Origin of the sequence: Lentzea sokolovensis (assembly GCF_033949975.1) — a bacterium.
GTDB lineage: Bacteria > Actinomycetota > Actinomycetes > Mycobacteriales > Pseudonocardiaceae > Lentzea > Lentzea sokolovensis.
On record NZ_JAXAVU010000011.1, the window covers coordinates 202350 to 221989 of the forward strand.

The 19640-nt window shown below is 68.8% G+C and carries 23 protein-coding genes; 13 read left to right on the plus strand and 10 right to left on the minus strand.

Annotated features, from left to right (window positions below; all coding sequences use genetic code 11):
* Positions 1-181 precede the first annotated feature (181 nt).
* On the plus strand, positions 182-889 hold the full coding sequence (locus SK854_RS27810; protein WP_319978062.1) for an LPXTG cell wall anchor domain-containing protein: 708 nt from the start codon (positions 182-184) through the stop codon (positions 887-889).
* On the opposite strand, the gene SK854_RS27815 is transcribed toward SK854_RS27810, so the two are convergent.
* Complete coding sequence (locus tag SK854_RS27815; protein WP_319978063.1) at positions 886-1680, minus strand: phosphotransferase; 795 nt, start codon at positions 1678-1680, stop codon at positions 886-888. The two genes, SK854_RS27810 and SK854_RS27815, sit on opposite strands and share 4 nt — an antisense overlap.
* Positions 1681-1695: 15 nt before the next feature.
* Positions 1696-2211 (minus strand): DUF305 domain-containing protein, encoded by a 516-nt coding sequence (locus SK854_RS27820; protein ID WP_319978064.1) that lies wholly within the window; start codon positions 2209-2211, stop codon positions 1696-1698.
* Positions 2212-2346: 135 nt separating this feature from the next.
* On the opposite strand from SK854_RS27820, the gene ctaD reads away from it, so the two are divergent.
* The 8 genes from ctaD (at position 2347) to SK854_RS27860 (ending at position 9370) form a co-directional block, all read left to right on the plus strand.
* Positions 2347-4137 carry an aa3-type cytochrome oxidase subunit I gene (ctaD, locus tag SK854_RS27825; protein ID WP_319978065.1) on the plus strand — a complete coding sequence of 597 codons (1791 nt, stop codon included), beginning with the start codon at positions 2347-2349 and terminating at the stop codon, positions 4135-4137.
* A gap of 81 nt (positions 4138-4218) precedes the next feature.
* Positions 4219-5433: a phosphoserine phosphatase SerB gene (serB, locus tag SK854_RS27830; protein WP_319978066.1), complete on the plus strand. Its 1215-nt coding sequence runs from the start codon at positions 4219-4221 to the stop codon at positions 5431-5433.
* A complete protein-coding gene (locus SK854_RS27835) occupies positions 5433-6110 on the plus strand; it encodes a peptidyl-tRNA hydrolase (protein ID WP_319978067.1) in 678 nt (225 codons plus the stop codon). The genes serB and SK854_RS27835 overlap by 1 nt, the downstream gene beginning before the upstream one ends.
* A gap of 28 nt (positions 6111-6138) precedes the next feature.
* A complete protein-coding gene (locus tag SK854_RS27840; RefSeq protein WP_319978068.1) occupies positions 6139-7518 on the plus strand; it encodes a phospholipase D-like domain-containing protein in 1380 nt (459 codons plus the stop codon).
* Between the two features lie 22 nt (positions 7519-7540).
* Positions 7541-8113 carry a bleomycin resistance protein gene (locus tag SK854_RS27845; protein WP_319978069.1) on the plus strand — a complete coding sequence of 191 codons (573 nt, stop codon included), beginning with the start codon at positions 7541-7543 and terminating at the stop codon, positions 8111-8113.
* A 10-nt stretch (positions 8114-8123) separates the two neighbouring features.
* The gene (locus tag SK854_RS27850; protein ID WP_319978070.1) at positions 8124-8429 is read left to right on the plus strand and encodes a helix-turn-helix transcriptional regulator; all 306 of its coding nucleotides are present in this window, start codon (positions 8124-8126) and stop codon (positions 8427-8429) included.
* Positions 8426-8725 (plus strand): hypothetical protein, encoded by a 300-nt coding sequence (locus tag SK854_RS27855; protein ID WP_319978071.1) that lies wholly within the window; start codon positions 8426-8428, stop codon positions 8723-8725. The genes SK854_RS27850 and SK854_RS27855 overlap by 4 nt, the downstream gene beginning before the upstream one ends.
* 48 nt (positions 8726-8773) lie before the next feature.
* Positions 8774-9370, plus strand: coding sequence for a VOC family protein (locus SK854_RS27860; protein ID WP_319978072.1), 597 nt, complete (start codon positions 8774-8776; stop codon positions 9368-9370).
* Here the strand turns inward: SK854_RS27860 and SK854_RS27865 are convergent.
* The 7 genes from SK854_RS27865 to xrtP form a co-directional block, all read right to left on the minus strand.
* A complete protein-coding gene (locus SK854_RS27865) occupies positions 9339-11258 on the minus strand; it encodes an ATP-dependent DNA helicase (protein ID WP_319978199.1) in 1920 nt (639 codons plus the stop codon). The two genes, SK854_RS27860 and SK854_RS27865, sit on opposite strands and share 32 nt — an antisense overlap.
* Positions 11259-11378: 120 nt before the next feature.
* Positions 11379-11750 carry a hypothetical protein gene (locus tag SK854_RS27870; RefSeq protein ID WP_319978073.1) on the minus strand — a complete coding sequence of 124 codons (372 nt, stop codon included), beginning with the start codon at positions 11748-11750 and terminating at the stop codon, positions 11379-11381.
* A 39-nt stretch (positions 11751-11789) separates the two neighbouring features.
* Entirely contained in the window at positions 11790-12575 is a 786-nt protein-coding gene (locus SK854_RS27875) for a TIGR04222 domain-containing membrane protein (RefSeq protein WP_319978074.1), read from the minus strand.
* A gap of 22 nt (positions 12576-12597) precedes the next feature.
* Entirely contained in the window at positions 12598-13239 is a 642-nt protein-coding gene (locus SK854_RS27880; protein WP_319978075.1) for a hypothetical protein, read from the minus strand.
* Between the two features lie 10 nt (positions 13240-13249).
* Positions 13250-13750, minus strand: a complete 501-nt coding sequence (locus SK854_RS27885) for a biotin transporter BioY (RefSeq protein ID WP_319978200.1) — start codon at positions 13748-13750, stop codon at positions 13250-13252.
* 157 nt (positions 13751-13907) lie between these two features.
* On the minus strand, positions 13908-15230 hold the full coding sequence (locus SK854_RS27890; protein ID WP_319978201.1) for a glycosyltransferase: 1323 nt from the start codon (positions 15228-15230) through the stop codon (positions 13908-13910).
* A 44-nt stretch (positions 15231-15274) separates the two neighbouring features.
* Positions 15275-15793, minus strand: coding sequence for an exosortase P (xrtP, locus tag SK854_RS27895; RefSeq protein ID WP_406601839.1), 519 nt, complete (start codon positions 15791-15793; stop codon positions 15275-15277).
* A gap of 295 nt (positions 15794-16088) precedes the next feature.
* Between xrtP and SK854_RS27900 the strand changes: the two genes are divergently transcribed.
* The 4 genes from SK854_RS27900 (at position 16089) to SK854_RS27915 (ending at position 19095) form a co-directional block, all read left to right on the plus strand.
* A complete protein-coding gene (locus SK854_RS27900; protein WP_319978076.1) occupies positions 16089-16853 on the plus strand; it encodes a choice-of-anchor P family protein in 765 nt (254 codons plus the stop codon).
* 16 nt (positions 16854-16869) lie between these two features.
* Positions 16870-17061 carry an LPXTG cell wall anchor domain-containing protein gene (locus tag SK854_RS27905; protein ID WP_319978077.1) on the plus strand — a complete coding sequence of 64 codons (192 nt, stop codon included), beginning with the start codon at positions 16870-16872 and terminating at the stop codon, positions 17059-17061.
* A gap of 68 nt (positions 17062-17129) precedes the next feature.
* Positions 17130-18302: a non-hydrolyzing UDP-N-acetylglucosamine 2-epimerase gene (gene wecB, locus SK854_RS27910; protein ID WP_319978078.1), complete on the plus strand. Its 1173-nt coding sequence runs from the start codon at positions 17130-17132 to the stop codon at positions 18300-18302.
* 124 nt (positions 18303-18426) lie between these two features.
* On the plus strand, positions 18427-19095 hold the full coding sequence (locus SK854_RS27915; protein WP_319978079.1) for a hypothetical protein: 669 nt from the start codon (positions 18427-18429) through the stop codon (positions 19093-19095).
* A gap of 5 nt (positions 19096-19100) precedes the next feature.
* Here SK854_RS27915 and SK854_RS27920 read toward each other — a convergent pair whose 3' ends face one another.
* Entirely contained in the window at positions 19101-19640 is a 540-nt protein-coding gene (locus tag SK854_RS27920; protein WP_319978080.1) for an isochorismatase family protein, read from the minus strand.

Genomic DNA, 19640 nt, shown 5'->3' on the forward strand with positions numbered 1-19640 from the left:
CCACGTCTGAAAAAGCCGCCCCGCCGCAGATCTCCACGGTGGGGCGGCTTTCGTTTGGGATTGCACCTCACGGAGCAGTAACAACTCGGCCACAGGGATCACAGTTGATCGTCATGTAACCCGATTGGGGGACGTCGATCGTCTTAGATCGCGGCATCCGCCGACCCCACGGAGTGACCCGATGCGTTTGACGTTCCCGCGAAGATCCGGCCTGCTCGCTTCCGCCGCTCTGGCCGGTGTGGCCTCGCTGGTGCTGGCGACCAGTGCGTTCGCCGACGGGGTGAGCACTGACGACGCGCGTGCGCAGCCCTTTCTTCAGTTCGTCGACTTCAACCATCCCGAGGCCTGCACCGTGGGCGGGCTGACCGGGACGCCGATCCACCCCACCAAGTTCACCTACGCCGGTGGCGACAACCAGCGGAACCTGGACATCACCGCGTTGCCGGCGGACTTCAAGGTCACGGGCATGGTGGTGCGTGCCGGGGACGTGTTCAACGTCTACCTCGCCGGCAAGCTCGGTGAGGCGTTGCCGTGGGAGGGGTTGCGGGCTCCGGTCGTCGGGGACTCGGAACTGCCGGAGATCGGCGAGTGGTTCGGGTGTGGTGTGGCCGTTGAGAAGCCTCCGGTCACGACGACGACCACCACCACGACTACGACGACTACGACGAAGACCTCGACTCAGTCTCCGACGTCGAGCACCGCCGCGACGTCGTCTGCGGAAGTGGTCGTGCCGACGACCACGACCACCGAAGTGCCGGTTGCCCAGGTCGCTCAGACGGGCGGGCTGGCGGCGACCGGGTTCGGTTCCGCGTGGATGCTCGGGCTGGGTGCCGCGCTCGTGGCCGTTGGTGCCGCGCTGGTGCTCGTGATGCGCAGGCGTCGCGTCTAACTGTTCTCCATCAGCAAGCCCCAGAGCGTGCCGAAGAGAATTCGCATCTCCAGGTGAAACTCCACGTCCGAAGAAGCCGCCCCGCCGCCGTAGACGTCCACGGCGCGTTGGGCGGCTTCTTTGCCGCGTGCGCCGGCCAGGCAGGCCAGGTCCCAGGCGATCGGGCCGCGCCAGGTGTCCTCGAAGTCGTTCCAGACCGGCCCGGACGGGGTCATCAGCAGGTTGCCGTAGTGCGAGTCGCCGTGCAGCGGCTGGACGTCGTTGAAGTGCTCGTTCCAGGAGTCCAGCAGCTCGTCCCGCCGCGCGTGGAACGACCGCAGCTCGGGCACGCCGATGCGTTCCAGGTACGCCAGGGTGTTGTCGACGTCGTCCACGGGGCCGCGTGAGGGCAGTGAGCCCTCGTAGAGCCGCAGTTCGGCGTGCAGGTCGGGCAGGAGCTTGAGCACCTCGGGCCGGGTGAGCTCCGCGTCGGGGTCGTGCGGGACGTGTGTGCTGAACGAGAACACGAAGCCGTCACGCGTGTGAGGTCCGGCAGGAAGTTCCTCGGAAGGTGTCACGACCGGCACGCCGCGTGAGGCCAGGAAGGCCGAGATCGACAGGTCGCGCGCGAAGTGATCGGCGACGGCAGGACGAACCAGGGCCGTGCGCGCGGCGATCCGGGCCACGACCGGGGCCGGGCGCAGATGCACGATGACGTTGCTGCCGTCCTTGAGCACGACAGGATCGGTGCACGTCACACCGTGCAAGGCTGCCAACGACACCGCGGCGCGCACGCCCGCAAGAGCACTCACGCTTGAAGGCTGGCATCAGCCCTGAGGGAGAAGCGACTCCATTTCCGCGATCTCCTTCTCCTGGTGGCTGACGACGTCCTGGGCGAGCTTGCGGGTCTCGGGGTCGGTGCCGGCCGAGAGGTGCTTCTGCGCCATGTCCACGGCGCCGCGGTGGTGCTGGATCATCAGCGACAGCCACTGGCGGTCGAAGTCGGTGCCGTCCAGTTCGGCGAGGTTGCCCAGTTCGACCATGCCGTGCGACTCCGTGTGGCCGTGCGTGGAGTGCGACGACGCCTGCACCGGCGCGTTCCACGTCCGCAGCCAGCCGTTCATGCGGTCGATCTCGGGCTTCTGCGCGCCCTCGATGCGCTTGGCCAGATCGATCACGTGCGGGTTCTCCGTGCGGGACGCGACGAGGCCGGACATCTCCAGCGCCTGTTCGTGGTGCGGGACCATTCCCCGCGCGAACTCGACGTCCGCGGAGTTGTGCGTGGCGGGAGAGCCGCAGGCGGCCAGCAACAGGACAGAAGCGACAGCGAGCAATCGGAGCACGGCGGCAGGATACGTGTGACGTGCGCTACGCCGCTGGCCACCGGCCATGGCCCACCCGAATGGAGCTGATCGGCTCCGTCTAATATCCCGGGGAGTTTCCCGAACGAACTGGTCCCACCAAGGCCTGGAGGCACCGTGACGGCCGTAGCCCCGCAGCCGATCGCAACGCGTCCTTATCCGACGCGCACTGCGGTCAAGGGGTCCTTCCTGCTGCGGATGTTCCGCACCACGGACCACAAGCAAATCGGCATCATGTACCTGGTCACCTCGTTCGCCTTCTTCATGGTCGGCGGCGCGATGGCCATGCTGATGCGGACCGAGCTGGCCCGGCCCGGCATGCAGTTCCTCTCGCAGGAACAGTTCAACCAGCTCTTCACGATGCACGGCACCGTGATGCTGCTGCTGTACGCGACGCCGATCGTCTTCGGTTTCGCGAACTTCGTTCTGCCGCTGCAGATCGGCTCGCCCGACGTGGCGTTCCCGCGGCTCAACGCCTTCTCGTACTGGCTCTACCTCTTCGGTGGCCTGATCGTGATGGCGGGCTTCATCACCCCCGGTGGTGCTGCTGACTTCGGCTGGTTCGCGTACACGCCGCTGAGCAACGCCATCCACTCGCCCGGCGTCGGCGCCGACCTGTGGATCTCCGGCCTGGTGGTCGGTGGTCTCGGCACCATCCTCGGCGCGGTGAACATGATCACCACCGTGGTCTGCCTGCGCGCGCCCGGCATGACGATGTTCCGGATGCCGATCTTCACCTGGAACATCCTGGTGACGTCGGTGCTGGTGCTGCTCGCGTTCCCGATCCTGACCGCGGCCCTGCTGGGCCTGCTGGCGGACCGGCATCTCGGCGCCCACGTGTTCGATCCCGCCAACGGCGGCGTGATCCTGTGGCAGCACCTCTTCTGGTTCTTCGGGCATCCGGAGGTCTACATCGTCGCCTTGCCGTTCTTCGGCATCGTGTCGGAGATCTTCCCGGTGTTCAGCCGCAAGCCGATCTTCGGTTACAACGGCCTGGTCTACGCGACGCTCGGCATCGCGGCCCTGTCCGTCGCCGTGTGGGCGCACCACATGTACGCGACCGGCGCCGTGCTGCTGCCGTTCTTCGCCTTCATGACGTTCCTCATCGCGGTCCCGACCGGTGTGAAGTTCTTCAACTGGATCGGCACGATGTGGAAGGGGCAGCTGACGTTCGAGACGCCCATGCTGTTCAGCATCGGCTTCATCGTCACGTTCCTCTTCGGTGGTCTGTCCGGCATCCTGCTGGCCGCGCCCGCGATCGACTTCCACGTGTCGGACACGTACTTCGTCGTCGCGCACTTCCACTACGTGCTCTACGGCACGATCGTGTTCGCGACCTTCGCGGGCATCTACTTCTGGTTCCCGAAGATCACCGGCCGCTTCATGGACGAGCCGCTCGGCAAGCTGCACTTCTGGACGACGTTCCTCGGCTTCCACGCGACGTTCCTCGTCCAGCACTGGCTGGGCAACGAGGGCATGCCGCGCCGGTACGCCGACTACCTCGCGTCCGACGGCTTCACGACGCTGAACATGATCTCGACGATCGGCGCCTACATCCTGGGCGCGTCGACGCTGCCGTTCATCTGGAACGTCTTCCGGAGCTACCGCTTCGGTGAGGTCGTGAAGGTGGACGACCCGTGGGGCTACGGCAACTCGCTCGAGTGGGCCACCTCGTCCCCGCCGCCGCGGCACAACTTCACCGAGCTGCCCCGGATCCGTTCGGAGCGCCCGGCGTTCGAGCTGCACTACCCGCACATGATCGAGCGGATCCGGAACGAGGGCCACGTGTCCTTCACCGGCAAGACGATCGCGCACAAGGACGCGAAGCCTGCTCCGTCCGAGCTCGCTGCAGCGGCCATCAAGTCTGGTACGGCCTCCGAGAAGGAAGATCCGAACCACGACAAGTAACCTGCCAGTAACAGGTTCAACGACGAGCCCCGGCTGCTTCTCGCGGTCGGGGCTCTTCGCGTCTGACGAGGAGACGACGACGTGAAAACGCCCGTGCTCATCACCGTGACCGGCCCCGACAAGCCTGGTGTCTCCTCCGTGCTGTTCGCCGTGCTGACACGGCACGGCGTCGAGGTGCTCGACGTGGAGCAGGTCGTGATCCGGGGCCGGCTGGTGCTCGGTGCGCTGGTCTCGACCGACCACGACCCCGAGGGTCTGCAGGAGTCGGTCGAGCAGGCGATGGCCACCGTCTCGATGCACGTGGAGATCGAGATCGGTGCGGACTCGAAGCGCACCGCGCGCCTGGAGTCGTCGCACGTGCTGATCGTGCTCGGCCGCCCGGTGACCGCGAAGGCGTTCACCGAGGTCGCGCGCCGGCTGGCGTCGCTGGGCGTGAACATCGACGCTATCCGCGGCGTCGCCGACTACCCCGTCACGGGCCTTGAACTGCGTGTTTCGGTCGCGGACGACACGATGGAGAACGACACGCAGCTGCGGTCCGCGCTCGCCGAGGTGTCGGTGCGGGTGGGCCTCGACATCGCGGTCGAGCGGGCCGGCCTGACGCGGCGGGCGAAGCGCCTGGTGGTGTTCGACGTCGACTCCACGCTGATCCAGGGCGAGGTGATCGAGATGCTGGCCGCGCACGTCGGGTGCGAGGAGCAGGTGCGCGAGATCACCGAGGCCGCGATGCGCGGTGAGCTCGACTTCGCCGAGTCGCTGCGGCGCCGGGTGGCGTTGCTGGAGGGCCTCGACGAGAAGGTGCTGGCGGAGGTCGGGGCCTCGTTGGAGCTCACGGCCGGTGCGCGCACGACGATCCGCACGTTGAAGCGCCTCGGTTTCTACTGCGGTGTGGTGTCCGGCGGCTTCACGTCGGTGATCACGGGCCTCGCGGACGAGCTGCAGCTGGACTTCTGCGCGGCGAACACGCTGGAGGTCGTGGACGGCAAGCTGACCGGTCAGGTGATCGGCGAGATCGTCGACCGGCCGGGCAAGGCCGTGGCGCTGCGCCGGTTCGCCGAGGAGGTCGGCGTGTCGCTCGCGCAGTGCGTGGCGGTCGGTGACGGCGCGAACGACATCGACATGCTGAGTGCGGCCGGGCTGGGCATCGCGTTCAACGCCAAGCCGGCGCTGCGCGAGGTGGCCGACACGGCGCTGTCGCACCCGTTCCTGGACGCGGTGCTGTTCATCCTCGGCGTGACGAGGGCCGAGGTGGAGGCCGCGGACGCCGCGGACGGCTTGGAGCTGACCCGGCTGTGATGATTCTCGACCTCATCGCCTCCCGGAACTACGCGGAGGAATCCGAAGTCCGCGCGATGCCCATGGTGTTGCGCATCGAACGCGTTGATCCGCCGTCCCGGACGGCGTTGCTGGAAGCCGCGGCTGCTTCGGCGGTCGCGGTGTGCCTCGACCCGCGGGCTGACGTCGGTGGCGAGTGGCACGAGGCCGTGCGGGCGTGGGTGGCCGGGCGGATCCGCAAGGTGTCCCGGCGGGCCCGTGGCGTGCAGTGGGAGGCCGTGCAGGAACTGCCGGGGGTGACGATCACCGTGGACGGTGCGTCGGTCCGGTCGCTGCTGCCGGTGCTGGTGACCGAGACGCCCCGGGAGGTCGCCAAGCTGCAGATCTCCGGGTCCGACCTGCCTCCTGACGAGCCAGGAGCGGTGCCTGAGGGTGCACGGCTGCTGTACGTGAACCCGCGCGTCGAGATGTCCGCCGGGAAGCTCGCGGCTCAGGTCGGGCACGCGTCGATGCTGCTGGCGCCGCGCCTGTCCGAGGCCGACCTCAAGGCGTGGGCGCTGCTGGACTACCGGTGCGCCGTGCGGACGCCGTCGGCCGAGGAGTGGGACGCGCTGCTCGGTCGCGACGACGTCGTCGCGGTGCGGGACGCGGGTTTCACGGAGGTCGAGCCGGGAACGACGACGGTGCTCGCTGTTTAGAAGCGCGCGAAACGGGTAAATCCGCCTCGTGGGCTTACTCGATGTTCTCGACGCCCGGCTCGGTGACGGGCTGGAGAACCTGCTGTGCTCGCACCACACGCGCAGACTGCGACGGCTGGGGTGGGGCGAGGTGCTCGACGGCGACGGCGCGGGGCCGTTCACCCCGCGCCGGCCGGTGCAGCACGGCAACAAGATCGAGGTTCTGATCGACGGCGCCGCCGCGTTTCCCGCTGTGGCGGAAGCGATCGAGAACGCGCAGAAGTACGTGCACATCGCGAACTGGCACGCGTCGCCGGACTTCCGGCTGACCCGCGAGCCGGGCGCGCCGCAGCTGCGTGAGCTCCTTTCGGCTGCCGCGGAACGGGTTCCGGTGCGCGTGCTGCTCTGGGCCGGTCCGCCCTTCCCCATGTTCGAGCCGACGCGCAAGCGCGCTTTGGCTGCCCAGAAGGCTTTCTGGGAGTGCGGCGCCGTCCGGTGCGAGCTGGACGCTCGCGAGCGGACCCTGCACTGCCACCACGAGAAGATCGTGATCGTCGACGACGTGGCGTTCGTCGGCGGCCTCGACATGACCGCGGTGGAGGGTGACAGGCACGACTCGCCGGAGCATCCGCCCCGTGACCTCGGCTGGCACGACCACGTGGCCAAGATGGAAGGCCCTGTCGTGGCGGAGGTCGCGTCGCACTTCGCGGCGCGCTGGCTGGAGATCGCGGGGGAGACCCTGCCCGCACCCGTCGTGCCGCCGGAGGCCGGGTCGTCGTCGGTGCAGCTGGTGCGGACGATCCCGGAGAAGACCTACTCGTTCGCGCCGCACGGCGACTTCAGCCTGCTCGACTCGTACCTGAGGGCGCTGCGGTCGGCGGAGTCGTTGATCTACGTGGAGAACCAGTTCCTGTGGTCGCCGGAGATCACCGAGGTGCTGCTGGAGAAGCTGAGCAACCCGCCGACGCCCGAGTTCCGGATGGTGTTGCTGCTGCCGCAGAAGCCCAGCAACGGCGCCGACACCACCCGCGGTCAGCTGGGCCGGTTGCTCGACGCGGACACCGACAAGCGACTCGTCGCCGCAACCCTTGTCTCCCATGGCGATGCCCCGGTCTACATCCACGCCAAACTGGCCATTGTGGACGATCGGTGGCTCACCGTCGGCTCGGCGAACCTGAACGAGCACTCGCTGTTCAACGACACCGAGGTCAACGTGGTGACCGACGACCCCGAGGTGGCCCGCTCGACCCGCCTGCGGCTGTGGACCGAGCATCTGGAGGCGGACGTCTCCGGGCCCGCGCATCACGTCGTCGACGAGATCTGGCGGCCCGCGCTGGAGCGTCCGGCCCGCGTGACGCCGTTGCCCGGTGTGTCCCGCCGTGCCGGAAGATTGCAAGGACCGTTACGTGGATTGCTGGTCGACGGCTGACCTGCGCCGCTAGCGTGGCGGCGTGGCCAACGAGGTGACGATCCCGCTGCTGCCGTGTGCCTCCATCGACGAGGTGGCCGAGTTCTACGTGATGCTCGGGTTCACGGTCACGTACCGGCAGTACCGGCCGAACGCGTACCTGTCGGTGCGCCGCTCGGAGATCAACCTGCACTTCTTCGGCATCCCGGGCTACGAGCCCGCCGAGTCGTACAGCTCGTGCCTGATCCAGGTCGAGGACCCGCGGGAGCTGTACGAGGCGTTCGCCCACGGCATGCGCGCGGTCTACGGGCAGGTGCTGCTCACGGGCATTCCGCGGATGACGCGGCCGCGCCGGGACGGGTTCCTGGTGGTCGACCCCGGCGGCAACTGGATCCGGGTGGTGCCGGCTGTGCGGGAGCGGGAGTCGACGCGCAACGGGCTGACCAGGGCGTTGACCAACGCGGTGACGCTGGCCGGGTCGCACGGGGCGGAGCGGCAGGCGTTGCGGATCCTCGAAGGGGCGCTGGCGCGGGAGGTGCACGCTTCGGAGGAGGAGCGGGCGTCGGCGCTGGAGTTCCGCGAAGAGCTGCTTGAACGGCTTAATCTACATAGGTAGTATTGGTGGCGTGGAGCCACTGCAGCGCATCGGCAAGGCCACCGTCGACGTGCTCGAAGTGCTGCTCGGCGCCGACGAGCCGCGCTGGGGCCTGGAGATCATCAAGCTCACCGGCAGGCCGTCCGGCAGCGTCTACCCGTTGCTGGACCGGCTGGAACGGGCCGGGTGGGTCACCTCGGCCTGGGACGACGACGCGGAACGGCGTGGGCCGCGCCGGCGGATGTACCGGCTGACCGGCGAGGGTGCCGCGGAAGCACGTCGAGTCGTCGCTCGGGCGGCTCCGGCGCCTCGGTTCGTGCCCAGGGCGGCGCAATGAGAGTCGCGTTGTTGTTGGTGTGGTTCGCGGCGGCTGTTGTGGGCGATGAGCGCTATCGCGAGCAGTGGGAAGCCGATGTCGTTGGTGCGCGCGAACTGGGCATGTCGCCGCTCAAGGTCGCACTCGGCGCACTTGTAGCTGTAGTCGCCATTCCGTCGAAGGGAACCGTCGTGGTGCCTGTTGGACCGCTCGCCATCGCGCTCAAGCACGCGAGGACGCCACGCGGGCGTGTGCTCGTCATCGCCCTCGTGTCCGCGTTGTTGTTGCTGGGCGGAGTCGCGCTGCTATTCGCTTGAGCAAATAGCTCCGTGTCGTTTTGGCTCGTCCGGGCTTAGCTTCGGGCGGTGGCAAACGAACTGACGATTCCACTCCTTCCCTGTCGGGACATCGACGAAATCGCGTCCTTCTACGAGATGCTCGGCTTCTCGGTCACCTATCGGCAGACGCGGCCGAACCCGTACGTCTGCATGCGGCGTGAAGACATCAACCTGCACTTCTACGGGATGGACGGCCACGTTCCGGAGCAGTCGCACAGCACGTGCGTGGTCATCGTTGAGGACACCGGGCCGCTTTTCGAGGACTTCGCGGCTCGAATGCGCGCCGTGCACGGGAAGTTGCTCATCTCCGGCATTCCGCGCATGACCAGGCCTCGGCTGCGCAACGACCGGTACACCGGCTTCGCCGTCATCGATCCGGGTGGCAACTGGATCCGGATCAGCAAGGCCACCCAGGAACCCGAGGCGCGCACCAAGCTCGCGAAAGCCATGGAGGACGCGGCACGGCTGGGCGACGCGAAGGGGGACGAGAGGCAGGCGTTGAAGATCCTCGAGGGCGCGCTGAAGCGGACCGACGGTTCCGAACCGGAACTGGCGGACGCCCAGGCCTACCGCGACGAACTGGTCGAGCGGATCAAGGGGTCTGAGCCTCGTCCAACCGCTTGAGGGCGCCGCGGACCACCTCGGGGTCGTAGGTCGTCCAGAACGGGGGGAGTGAGGCCCTGAGGAAGCCGCCGTAGCGGGCCGTGGCCAGTCTCGGGTCGAGGATGGCCACCACGCCCTTGTCCGACATCGACCGCAGCAACCGGCCCGCGCCCTGGGCCAGCAGCAGGGCGGCGTGCGTGGCGGCGACGGTCAGGAAGCCGTTGCCGCCGCGCGAGCTCACCGCCTTCTGGCGGGCGGAGGCCAGCGGGTCGTCCGGGCGCGGGAACGGGATCCGGTCCATGATCACGAGCTGCAGGCTCGGCCCCGGCACGTCGACGCCCTGCCAGAGCGACAGCGTGCCGAACAGGCACGTGCGCTCGTCCTCGGCGAACTTCTTGACCAGCAGGCCCGTCGCGTCGTCGCCCTGGCACAGGATCGGGTACTCGAGCTTGTCCCGCAGCGCCTCCGTGGCCGCCTTCGCCGCGCGCGTCGAGGAGAACAGGCCGAGCGCGCGGCCGCCCGCCGCGTTCACCAGGCCCTCGATCTCGTCGAGGTACTCCGGCGGCAGGCCGTCCCGCCCCGGCTGAGGCAGATGCCTTGCCACGTAGAGGATTCCGCTCGTGCCGTGCTGGAACGGCGAGCCCACGTCGAGGCCGGACCACTTCGGACCGTCGATGTCCTTGTCGGTCGCCGCGCCCTCGATCTTGCGGACCTTCTCCGCCGGCGGCAGGCCCCACTGGCGCGCCATCGTGTCGAAGGCGCCGCCGAGCGTCAGCGTCGCGGACGTCAGAACGGTGGTGCGCTTGGCGAACAGCCGCTCCCTGAGGAGCCCGCCCACGCCGAGCGGGGCGACCCGGAGAGACGGCGCCTTCTGGTTGAAGTCGCCCGACACCCACACGACGTCGTGTTCCTCGTCGAACGCCTCCAGCACCCGCACCGCGCAGTCGTGGACCTCCTCCAGCAACGCCAGCGCGAGCTTGCGCGCCGTCGCCCCGTCCGGGTCCTCCTTGCGTTCCGAACCCATGGCCGACATGCAGGCGTGCGCCGCGTCGCGCGTGGCCGCCAGCGCGCCCGCGAGAGCCCTGGGCAATGCGTCCAGCCGGCCTGACGGCATGTCTTCGAGGATCATCGCCAGCCCGTCACTGGCCTCGGCCAGCCGGTCCGCGATGTCCTGGTCGATGAGGCGCCCGCACCGCCGCGCCGCCATCGAGACGCTCGCGCCGCTCAGTTCCTCCGTGGCCACCGACGTGATGCGGTCGACCAGGTCGTGCGCCTCGTCGATCACCACCACGTCGTGGTCGGGCAGAACCTGGTAGCCCTCCAACGCGTCGATGGCGAGCATCGCGTGGTTCGTGACCACCACGTCCGCCTTGCCCGCCTCGGCCCGCGCCCGTTCCGCGAAGCAGTCGGCCCCGATCGGGCACTTCGACACCCCGAGACACTCCCGGGCCGTGACGCTGACCTGCCGCCACGCCTGCTCGCTGACGCCGGGCACCAGCTCGTCGCGATCCCCGGTCTCGGTGTCCGACGACCACTGGTGCAGCCGCTTCACCTCGCGCCCGAGCTTCGACACCGCGAACGGGTCGAACAGCGCGTCCTCCTCCGGCTCGTCCGGAGCCCCGTTGTGCACGCGGTGCATGCACAGGTAGTTCCTGCGGCCCTTGAGGATCGCGAACGTGGGCTCGCGCCCCAGGTCCTTCTTGAGCGCTTTGGACAGCCTCGGCAGATCCCGGTCGACCAGCTGCCGCTGCAACGCGATCGTGGCCGTCGAGACCACCACGGTCTCGGCCTCGGCCACCGCGTGCCGGATCGACGGCACCAGGTACGCCAGCGACTTGCCGGTACCCGTGCCCGCCTGCACCGCGAGATGCTCGCCCGTGCGGATCGAGTGGTCGACGGCCTCGGCCATCTCCACCTGACCAGGACGCTCCGCGCCACCCACGGCGTGGACGGCGGTTTCGAGCAGGCTCAGGGTGGGGGGAACTTCAGGCACGGGACAGACCGTACCCGGCAGGTCCGACAGTCTCGGTCAGGAGTCGCTGACCGGTCCGCGCCACCGGAAGATCGAGTGGTCGTATCCGCTGTCGGTGACGCTGCTGACGACTCCGGTGCCGAAGCTGATCTCCCGCAGTTCGTACCTGGAGAAGTAGGCGTGTTCGACGGGGAAGGACTCGCCCAGGCGCTTGGAACGGCGGGCCAACTCGCTCCCCAGGTACTGAGCAAGGCTGTTGCGACTGCCGATTCCGGCGCCTCCCAGCGGCATCCCGAGATTCTCGGCGAGGCCGGGGTGAGCGCGTTCCAGCTTGATCGCCAGCTGGTAGGCGGTCATGTAGGGGCGGCCGTCCTGCCGCAGCGCGGCCGTCACCTTGGGCAGAAGGTCGTGCTCGTCCCACTTGCTCATGCCGCGCCTGTCGGGTTCGGCACTCAGGCCGTTACGACGTCAGTCGCCGCCGCCTCCACCGCATCCGCCGCCACAGCCACCACCGCCGCTGTCACCCGACGAACAGCCGCTGTCGGACGAGCAACCGCCCCCGCAGCTGCTGCTGGTGGTCGTGTCACGGCCGGGCAGGGTCGCGATCATGACCGCGCTGAGCCCGAACATGCCGGCGACCGCGACCCCGCCGATCCTCCCGCGCAGCCCGCGCACGGCGACCGCGCCGACCGGGTCCTGCGGACCCACCCGGCGCTTGGCCCGTTTCAGCAGGACGTAGCCGGCCCTGGTGCGCAGGCGGCCCGGATCGCGGGCGCGCAGCACCGAGGCCCAGACGAACACGGCTGCCGCGGCCGCGAAGAAGTACCAGAACGGGAACTCGGGCAGCTGCGGCACGAACTCCCGCTGGAGTTCCGGAGCCACGGCGTTGAGCACTCCCGCGACCATGAGCAGAGGTGCCAGCAGGAACAGCCACGGGTAGAGGCGGGGACGCAGGGAGCGGCGGCGCCGGAGCAGTCCGCGGTTGATCAGGTGGCCGCGCAGGCCCTCCGCCTCCGACGAGCTGAAGGCGCCGAAGACGACGTCGTTCAGGTGCCGGCCCGAGCGCAGGCCGTGCAGGATCTGCGCCTCCAGCGGGGTCGCCGGGCGGGCGCCGGGCACGTGGACGGCGCTCAGCACGCCCTCGCGCGAGACCCGGACCAGGCCGGCCTGGATCAGGCGGGCCAGGGCCACCTCGGCCGCGCGGGCCGGGCCGCCGGCCAGGCAGCCCAGCTCTTCGGGGGTATGCGTGGTCACGCGGATTTCTCGGCCGCGGAGGTCAGGTCGTTACGTCGGCCAGGATCCGGTCGAACAACTCGACGGTCGCCCGCGCGTGAACCGCGGTCAGTTCCACGGACGAGTCGTGCCGCGCGGACACGACGTCCAGGATCGGCAGGTCGGGCCAGCGGGCCGCGGCCAGTTCACCAGCGCGCGACTTGCTGACGATCTCGCCGGTCCGGATCGTGTGCCACAAACGCGCGGGGCCCAGTCCTACCCAGAGAACGCCGTCACGCGGCAGCTCCGGTGTGGCTCGAACCTGGTCGGACAGAGGCTTCCAGTAACTGAGGAGGTTCGAGCGGCAGTAGGCCTCGACGTCAGCGGCCGTGCCGGGACAGGTGGGGCGTGCGCCGCGCACGGTCCGACCGACGGTGCGCAACTGTTGCCACAGCACGGGAGTGATCTCACCGGCCAGCGGCGTCACGTCGAAAACGGGCTTCTCCAACGAGCCCGCCAGAACCACGGCGACGTCGGCGCCGTCGAAAGCAGGCACCTCAGCGGCCGCGGCAAGCTCGATCACGACGTCCAGGTCCGAGTCGGCGACGACGTCGTCCAGCACGGTCGACCCGTGAAGATGCGCGCCTGCCACGAGACCGGGCAGACGCGCGTCCAAGAACGTCAGGTACTCGCCAGGTGTCACCACCCGGTCCAAACTACCGGCGGCGCACGAGGGCCCAGGCTCCCGGCAGCACGCCCGCGGCCAGCGCGATCTTCAGCGCGTCACCGATCAGGAACGGCAGCACGCCGACGGCCAGCGCCTTGCCCAGCGACATCCCGGTCATCGCCATCAGCCACGGCACGCCGACTGAGTAGATCGCCAGGTTGCCCAGCGCCATCGTCCCCAGGGTGCGCAACGGCGTGCGGTCGCCGCCGCGGCCGGCCAGGTACCCCACGAGAGCACCGGCGAACACGAAGCCGACGACGTAACCGAGCGAGACCGGAACGCCGGACGAGCCGCCCTGGAACCACGGCACGCCCGCGACGCCCGCGATCAGGTACAGCAGCATCGAGGTCGCTCCGCGTTGCCAGCCGAGGGAAGCGCCGACGAGCAGAGCGGCGAACGTCTGGCCCGTCAGCGGAACCGGGCTGCCGGGAATCGGCAGCGCCACCTGCGCGGCGAGACCGGTGAGGGCGGCACCGGCGACGACCAGCATCAGGTCGCGGGCCAGTGCGCCCGGCACGAAGTCGGCGAGCACGGTGCGACGGGGCGCGAGTGCGAGAGCCACGTTCCCTCCCAGACGGAATCGAGTGAACCGAGGTTAACCACGGAAGCTCGAGAACGTCTTTGTTCGATCTCCACAAAGTGACCGGTCACACATCCAGGGCGACTTTGCCCGCCACGCGGTCCTCGTTGCGGCGCGTTTTGGTCCAACCGTTGTTGCCGCGCACCAAACGGATCAGCGCGCGCCACGACGTGATGTAGAAGGTGTAGATGTACAGCGCGTAGCCGAACCCGTACGCGATGGATTTCCAGAACCCAACGGGCTCACAGCGTGCGCGGTACACCGGTCCCCACAGGACGAACGGCATCAGCCCGAACGCGCCGTACACGGTGAAGAGGATCCACGCGCCGTCGAAGAACCACGCCACGACTTCGGAAGGCGACACGGCGAATCGGTAAGCCATGAGAGCCATCGGAATCGGGTAGATGAGCGTGCCGAGCAACTGCATCCACGGTTGTGCGAGGTAGTACATCATCTCCGCCGCGCCCAGCGTGGTCAGGTGGTCGGAGTCCCAGATGCGCCGCAGATACCGCATGCACTGCATGGTTCCCTGACCCCACCGCGTGCGTTGTGCCAAGAAGCGCCGCAACGAGTACAGCGCCTCCTGGTTCACGTGCGTGTCCAACGAGAAACCCGTGTGCCAGCCAGCCGTCAGCAGGTGCACGCCGAGTTCGAAGTCCTCCAGCAACGAGCCGCGCCACGGACTTCCGGTCGGCCCCGCGATCGAGTCCAAAGCGGACAGCCGGGTGAACTGACCGTTGCCGCCCATGGAGATCGTGCCGGTGGCCCCGCGCGACATCTGGATCGCCGCGATGGCCGTGCGGAACTCGAGGTCCTGCATCCGCACGAGCCCGGCACCGAACGCGCGCCGCCACCACGTCACGCCGGGTTGCCGCTGACCCGCGTTGATCATCCGCACGTCCACCTGCACGGCGCCGATCCGCGGGTTGCCGAAGAGGTGTTGTGCCGCACAGACTTCCAGGCAGTTCGGTGCGGGACGGCCGTCCGCGTCCACCACGACGATGATCGCGCGGTCGGCGTCCGCACGCCGGCCCATCCACATCTTCAGCGTGCGGTACGCGTCGTTCAACGCGTTTCCCTTGCCGGTGCGGGCATATGGGCGTTGGCGCTGCACGAGGTGGATCTGCGGATCCCGGATACCGCCGTTGCGCTTCAACGTCCGCACGACTCCGGCCGTGCTGTCGTCGGAGTCGTCGTCGATGACCCACACGTGCGCGATGGGGAACGTCGTGCGCAGGTACCGGATCGTGTCGCCGATGACGGCCTCCTCGTCGCGGCACGGCACGAAGAAGTGCCACTCCAGCGAAGAAGGTTCGCCGACGGGCGCGGGTTTGCGCCGCAGGTACGGGATCACGATCACGAACACGTACGTCACGAAGGCGACGCTCATCGTCAGGGCGAGCGCCTGCGTGAACCCGAGAACGAGGTCGAGGCTCACTTCCGCGTGGCCAGCCAGACGAACGCGACCAACGCCGCCGCGCCACCGAACACGCTCACCATCGAACCGAGCAGGGTGTGACCCCAGTAGTAGCCGGTGTCGACGCCCAGCCACTGCACCAGTCCCACCAGCGTCAGCACGCGGAACTGGTTGACGATGACGACCGCCAGCGCGGCGATCCCGAGCGCGAACAGCACGCGGTTCCGGATGCGCGGGCGCAACGCGATCATCACCGCGCCCACCACGATCAGCGGCAGCACCAGGAACGCGGACGTGCACTCCGGTGTCATGCGCAGGCCCAGCGGGGTGTCCGAGCCCAGTCCGAAGTAGACGGTCTGGCGTTCCGGGATCACGTCCACGCCGTAGGAGCTGATGACGCTCAGGATCGCGCCGGACAGGGAGATCTCGGCCGTGCGGTACAGGCGGTGTGCGAACACGAGTCCCGCGGCTACGGCGAGCAGGACGACCACGGTCACCCGGCTCGGGAATGTGGCGCGGCGCAGGGCAAGCGTCACCCGAGGATCCTTTCCACCGATGAGGGAGCGCCCAGACGGGCTACTTGACGTTCCATCGGTAGACGCAACGTCATCCTCCACCCCCGGATCGGGTGACGCCGTAACCGGAAATTGATCGAAATAGCCACGATGGGTGGCGCCGATTGGGCGAGTCGAGTGGTCCCGTCGCCCGATACGGGGAGTAACCCTCAGTTCCCTCGAAAGAACGCCGATGCCGGTAATTGCCCCCGGAAAGCGTGAAACCACAGTGGTATCGGCGCGCCCTGGGGCCGGAGGAACCAAGGGAAGGAGTTTCATGCGTGTCCGAATGACGGGACTGGCCGGAGTCATCGCGATTGCCGCACTCCTGGTCGGTGCCGCACCTGCTTCGGCCGCACCGGGGGACGCCTCGGCTTATGGTGCGAAGCTCAACGTGACGCTGCTCGGCAGCCCCGCGGTCAACGCGGAGCCTTTCGCCGCAGCCAATGCGAACGGTCCGACGAAGAACTCGTTCGCAGGCGTCGACCTCACCGGAATCCTGAAGACCGGTGTCATCAACGCTTCCGCGTCGCGGGACGAGAATTCCGGCGGCGTGTACTCGCGGGCGAGCACCGCGGACGTCCGGGTCGACCTGCTCTCCAAGGTCACCGGAAAGATCTCCGCCGAACTGGTGGAGGCGGAGTGCACGGCCACCCAGAAGGGGCTGGCCGGCAAGTCCAAGCTCGTGGGCCTGAACCTCGGCAAGCTCGGCCAGGTCAACGCCGACCCGGCGGCCAACACCAAGCTCGACGTGCAACTGGCCGGCGTCAAGATCGCTGAAGTGATCTTCAACGAGCAGATCAAGAACGACGACGGCAGCCTCACCGTGAACGCGATTCACATCAAGCTGCTGCAGGGCGTGCTCGGCGGCATCGGCACGGGCGACGTGATCCTCTCGTCCGCCACGTGCGGCCCCGCGGGTCTGCCCATTCCGATGGCGTCGGGGGCGGGCCTGTGGATCGGCCTCGGCCTGCTCGGTGTCGTCGCCGCTCCGGTCGCCTTCACAGCGCTGCGCCGTCGCGCGTCGCTCAACGCGGCCTGATCGAGGAGAGCGGCGAATGTACAAGGTCCCCGGTACGGGCGTCGGTGTCGGCACGAGCGTGGGCGCCCTCGCGGTCACCGGTGCGGACGTGACGTGGTGGATCGCCGCGGGAATCGTGCTCTTGCTCGCTGGTGCGTTCCTCATGCACAGCACGCGCAAGAAGCGCCGAGCGGTTCCGGCCCAGGTCAGACCTGACCGAGCTGGCTGACATGGTCCGCCTGGGGTGTACCCCCGGCCCCAGGCGGACCTCCCGGTCTCCCCGAGAAGAGGACAACGGTGAGGAAAGAAGTTCTGCTCGTGGCCGGCACCCGGCCGGAAGCACTGAAGATCGCCCCTGTCGCCATCGCCCTGAAGGGACACCCCGGCCTCCGTCCCACGATCGTCCACAGCGGACAGCACGCCGGCATGGTCGAGCAGGCGCTGCGCGCGTTCGACCTGGAGCCGGACGTGCGGCTGAACGTTCCCCGCGTCACCGGGACGCAGGCCGAGCTGGTCTCCCGGTTGCTGCCCGAGTTCGACGCCCTGCTGGAGGAGTGCGACCCCGCGGTCACCCTCGTGCAGGGCGACACCACGACCACCCTGGCCGCGGCGCTGGCCTCGTTCTGGCGCGGAATCCCCGTGGCGCACCTCGAAGCCGGTCTGCGCACCGGCGACCTGTACGGCCCGTTCCCCGAGGAGGGGAACCGGCAGATGATCTCCCGCATCACGTCGCTGCACCTCGCGCCGACCGACGACGCCGCCAACGCGCTGAACGCCGAGTCCTTGCCGGACAGCCACATCGTCGTCACCGGCAACACCGTCGTGGACGCCGTGCAGCGCGTTGCGGCACTCGACCTTCCAGCGTCCAGCCCGGACGTCGTCGCCCTGGAACGCTCCCTGGACGCCACCGGCGGCCGCCTCATGCTCGTCACCGTGCACCGCCGTGAGTCGTGGGGCCGCCCGCTCATGCGCGTGCTCAACGCCGTGCGCGCCATCGCCGACCGCCACCCCGACCTGCACGTGCTGATCCCCGCGCACCCGAACCCCGGTGTGCGCGAACAGGTCGTGTCGCTGCTGGGCGGTCACGAGCGCGTCGTCATCACCGACCCGCTCGACTACCCGGACCTGGTGCGCGTGCTGCGCCGCTCGGCCCTCGTGCTGACCGACTCCGGCGGCATCCAGGAGGAGGCGCCGTCGTTCGGCGTGCCGGTGCTGGTGCTGCGCGAGACCACCGAACGCATGCTCGCCGTCGACGCCGGGTGCGCCTGGCTCGTCGGCACCGACACCACCCGCATCCTCGCCGAGGCGGGCTGGGTGCTCGGCTCCCGGCTGCGGCTTCCCCTGGGGCGCAACCCGTTCGGCGACGGGCGTGCCGCCGTGAGGGTGTGCTCCGCGCTGGAGAGGCTGGCCGGTCTCCCCACCGCCCTGCCGCGCCGGGAGCCGTTCGCCACGCTCGCGGGCGTCCGCTGACGAAAACGCCTGTCACTCAATCAGGTAATTGCCTACACGAACGGGTGACATGGGGTGCTGGGTCGTCATCAGTGCCACCCATCACCACCATTATCGGGCCGTGGGAACAGAGGCAATGCGAAAGATGAGCAAAATTTCGATCGCGGGCGCTGTGCTCGCGTTGACGTTCGCGACCGCGGGTACCGCTCTTGCGGCGAATCCGCCCGGCACCGCGTCGTCAGGTTCCGCCGACTTCGCCAAGGCGGGCCAGACGTTCAAGGTCGCCCCGCTCGCGGTGTGCGACGTGAATCCGGACGCGGCGGGCACCGTCACCGGCGCCAGCCCCGCCGTGAGCAGGACCGGGCTCAAGATCGGTGAGACCAGTTCGGCGTGCACGACCGAGGTCGTGAACCCGGACGAGTTCCTCACGAAGACGAAGTCCGTCGCGAAGGGCGCCGGTTTCGACCTGTCCGCCCTCGCCGGGCTGTCCGGTGGGAACAAGGGCCCGCGGCTCAAGATCGCCGAGTGGACGATCACCTGTGACGCCAACGAGAAGGGCACCAGCGCCGGCTGGGAGCTCAAGGGCATGTCCGGGTGGACCGGGCTGCCGCAGAACATCACGCCCGGCTACGTGCACGACGTCAAGGCCGCCAACGGAACCGTGCTGGCCAAGGCCAAGTTCACCGACACGGTGTTCCCGGTGCCGAACGACGGCAGCATCTCGATGACGCTGTTGAAGATCACCTTCGAACCGTCGTCCGGCTACACCGGCAGCATCACCGTCGGCACGGTGGCCTGCTCGCCGACTCCGTAAAGGACTCAGGCGATACCGACACCCGCGGCGCGCAGCTCGTCAACGGCCGCGTCGCGGGTCGTCGGTGAGACCGCCGCGGTCAGGTCGACGAGGACCGTCGTGCGGAAGCCGTTGCGCTGCGCGTCCAGTGCCGTGGCGCGGACGCAGTGGTCGGTCGCGATGCCGACGACGTCCACATCGGTCACGCCGTTGTCCGTCAGCCAGCCCGCGAGGTCGTTCTCCGCCTCGAAACCCGAGTAGGCGGCGGCGAAACGGCCCTTCGAGAAGACCTGTTCCACCCGTGCGACGTCGAGCTCCGGGTGGAACGACGCGCCGGGCGTGCCCGCCACGCAGTGCACCGGCCACGAGTCGATGAAGTCCGGGGTCAGGGAGAAGTGCGAGCCCGGATCCACGTGGTAGTCCCGCGTCGCCACGACGTGGTCGTACGCCGAGGTGGCGATGTGCTGCGAGATGGCCGCGGCCACGGCCGCACCACCGTTGACGGCCAGCGAACCTCCCTCGCAGAAGTCGTTCTGGACGTCGACGACGATCAGTGCCTTGGTCAT

What these genes read in the sequence shown, in the direction of transcription:
- SK854_RS27810 (WP_319978062.1), top strand. Translation starts at nt 182, where the DNA reads ATGCGTTTGACGTTCCCGCGAAGATCCGGCCTGCTCGCTTCCGCCGCT.
- SK854_RS27835 (WP_319978067.1), top strand. Translation starts at nt 5,433, where the DNA reads ATGATTCTCGACCTCATCGCCTCCCGGAACTACGCGGAGGAATCCGAA.
- SK854_RS27855 (WP_319978071.1), top strand. Translation starts at nt 8,426, where the DNA reads ATGAGAGTCGCGTTGTTGTTGGTGTGGTTCGCGGCGGCTGTTGTGGGC.
- SK854_RS27865 (WP_319978199.1), bottom strand. Translation starts at nt 11,258, where the DNA reads ATGGCCGAGGCCGTCGACCACTCGATCCGCACGGGCGAGCATCTCGCG.
- SK854_RS27870 (WP_319978073.1), bottom strand. Translation starts at nt 11,750, where the DNA reads ATGAGCAAGTGGGACGAGCACGACCTTCTGCCCAAGGTGACGGCCGCG.
- SK854_RS27885 (WP_319978200.1), bottom strand. Translation starts at nt 13,750, where the DNA reads ATGCTGGTCGTCGCCGGTGCCGCCCTCACCGGTCTCGCCGCGCAGGTG.
- SK854_RS27890 (WP_319978201.1), bottom strand. Translation starts at nt 15,230, where the DNA reads ATGAGCGTCGCCTTCGTGACGTACGTGTTCGTGATCGTGATCCCGTAC.
- SK854_RS27900 (WP_319978076.1), top strand. Translation starts at nt 16,089, where the DNA reads ATGCGTGTCCGAATGACGGGACTGGCCGGAGTCATCGCGATTGCCGCA.
- SK854_RS27905 (WP_319978077.1), top strand. Translation starts at nt 16,870, where the DNA reads ATGTACAAGGTCCCCGGTACGGGCGTCGGTGTCGGCACGAGCGTGGGC.
- SK854_RS27915 (WP_319978079.1), top strand. Translation starts at nt 18,427, where the DNA reads ATGAGCAAAATTTCGATCGCGGGCGCTGTGCTCGCGTTGACGTTCGCG.
- SK854_RS27920 (WP_319978080.1), bottom strand. Translation starts at nt 19,640, where the DNA reads ATGACCAAGGCACTGATCGTCGTCGACGTCCAGAACGACTTCTGCGAG.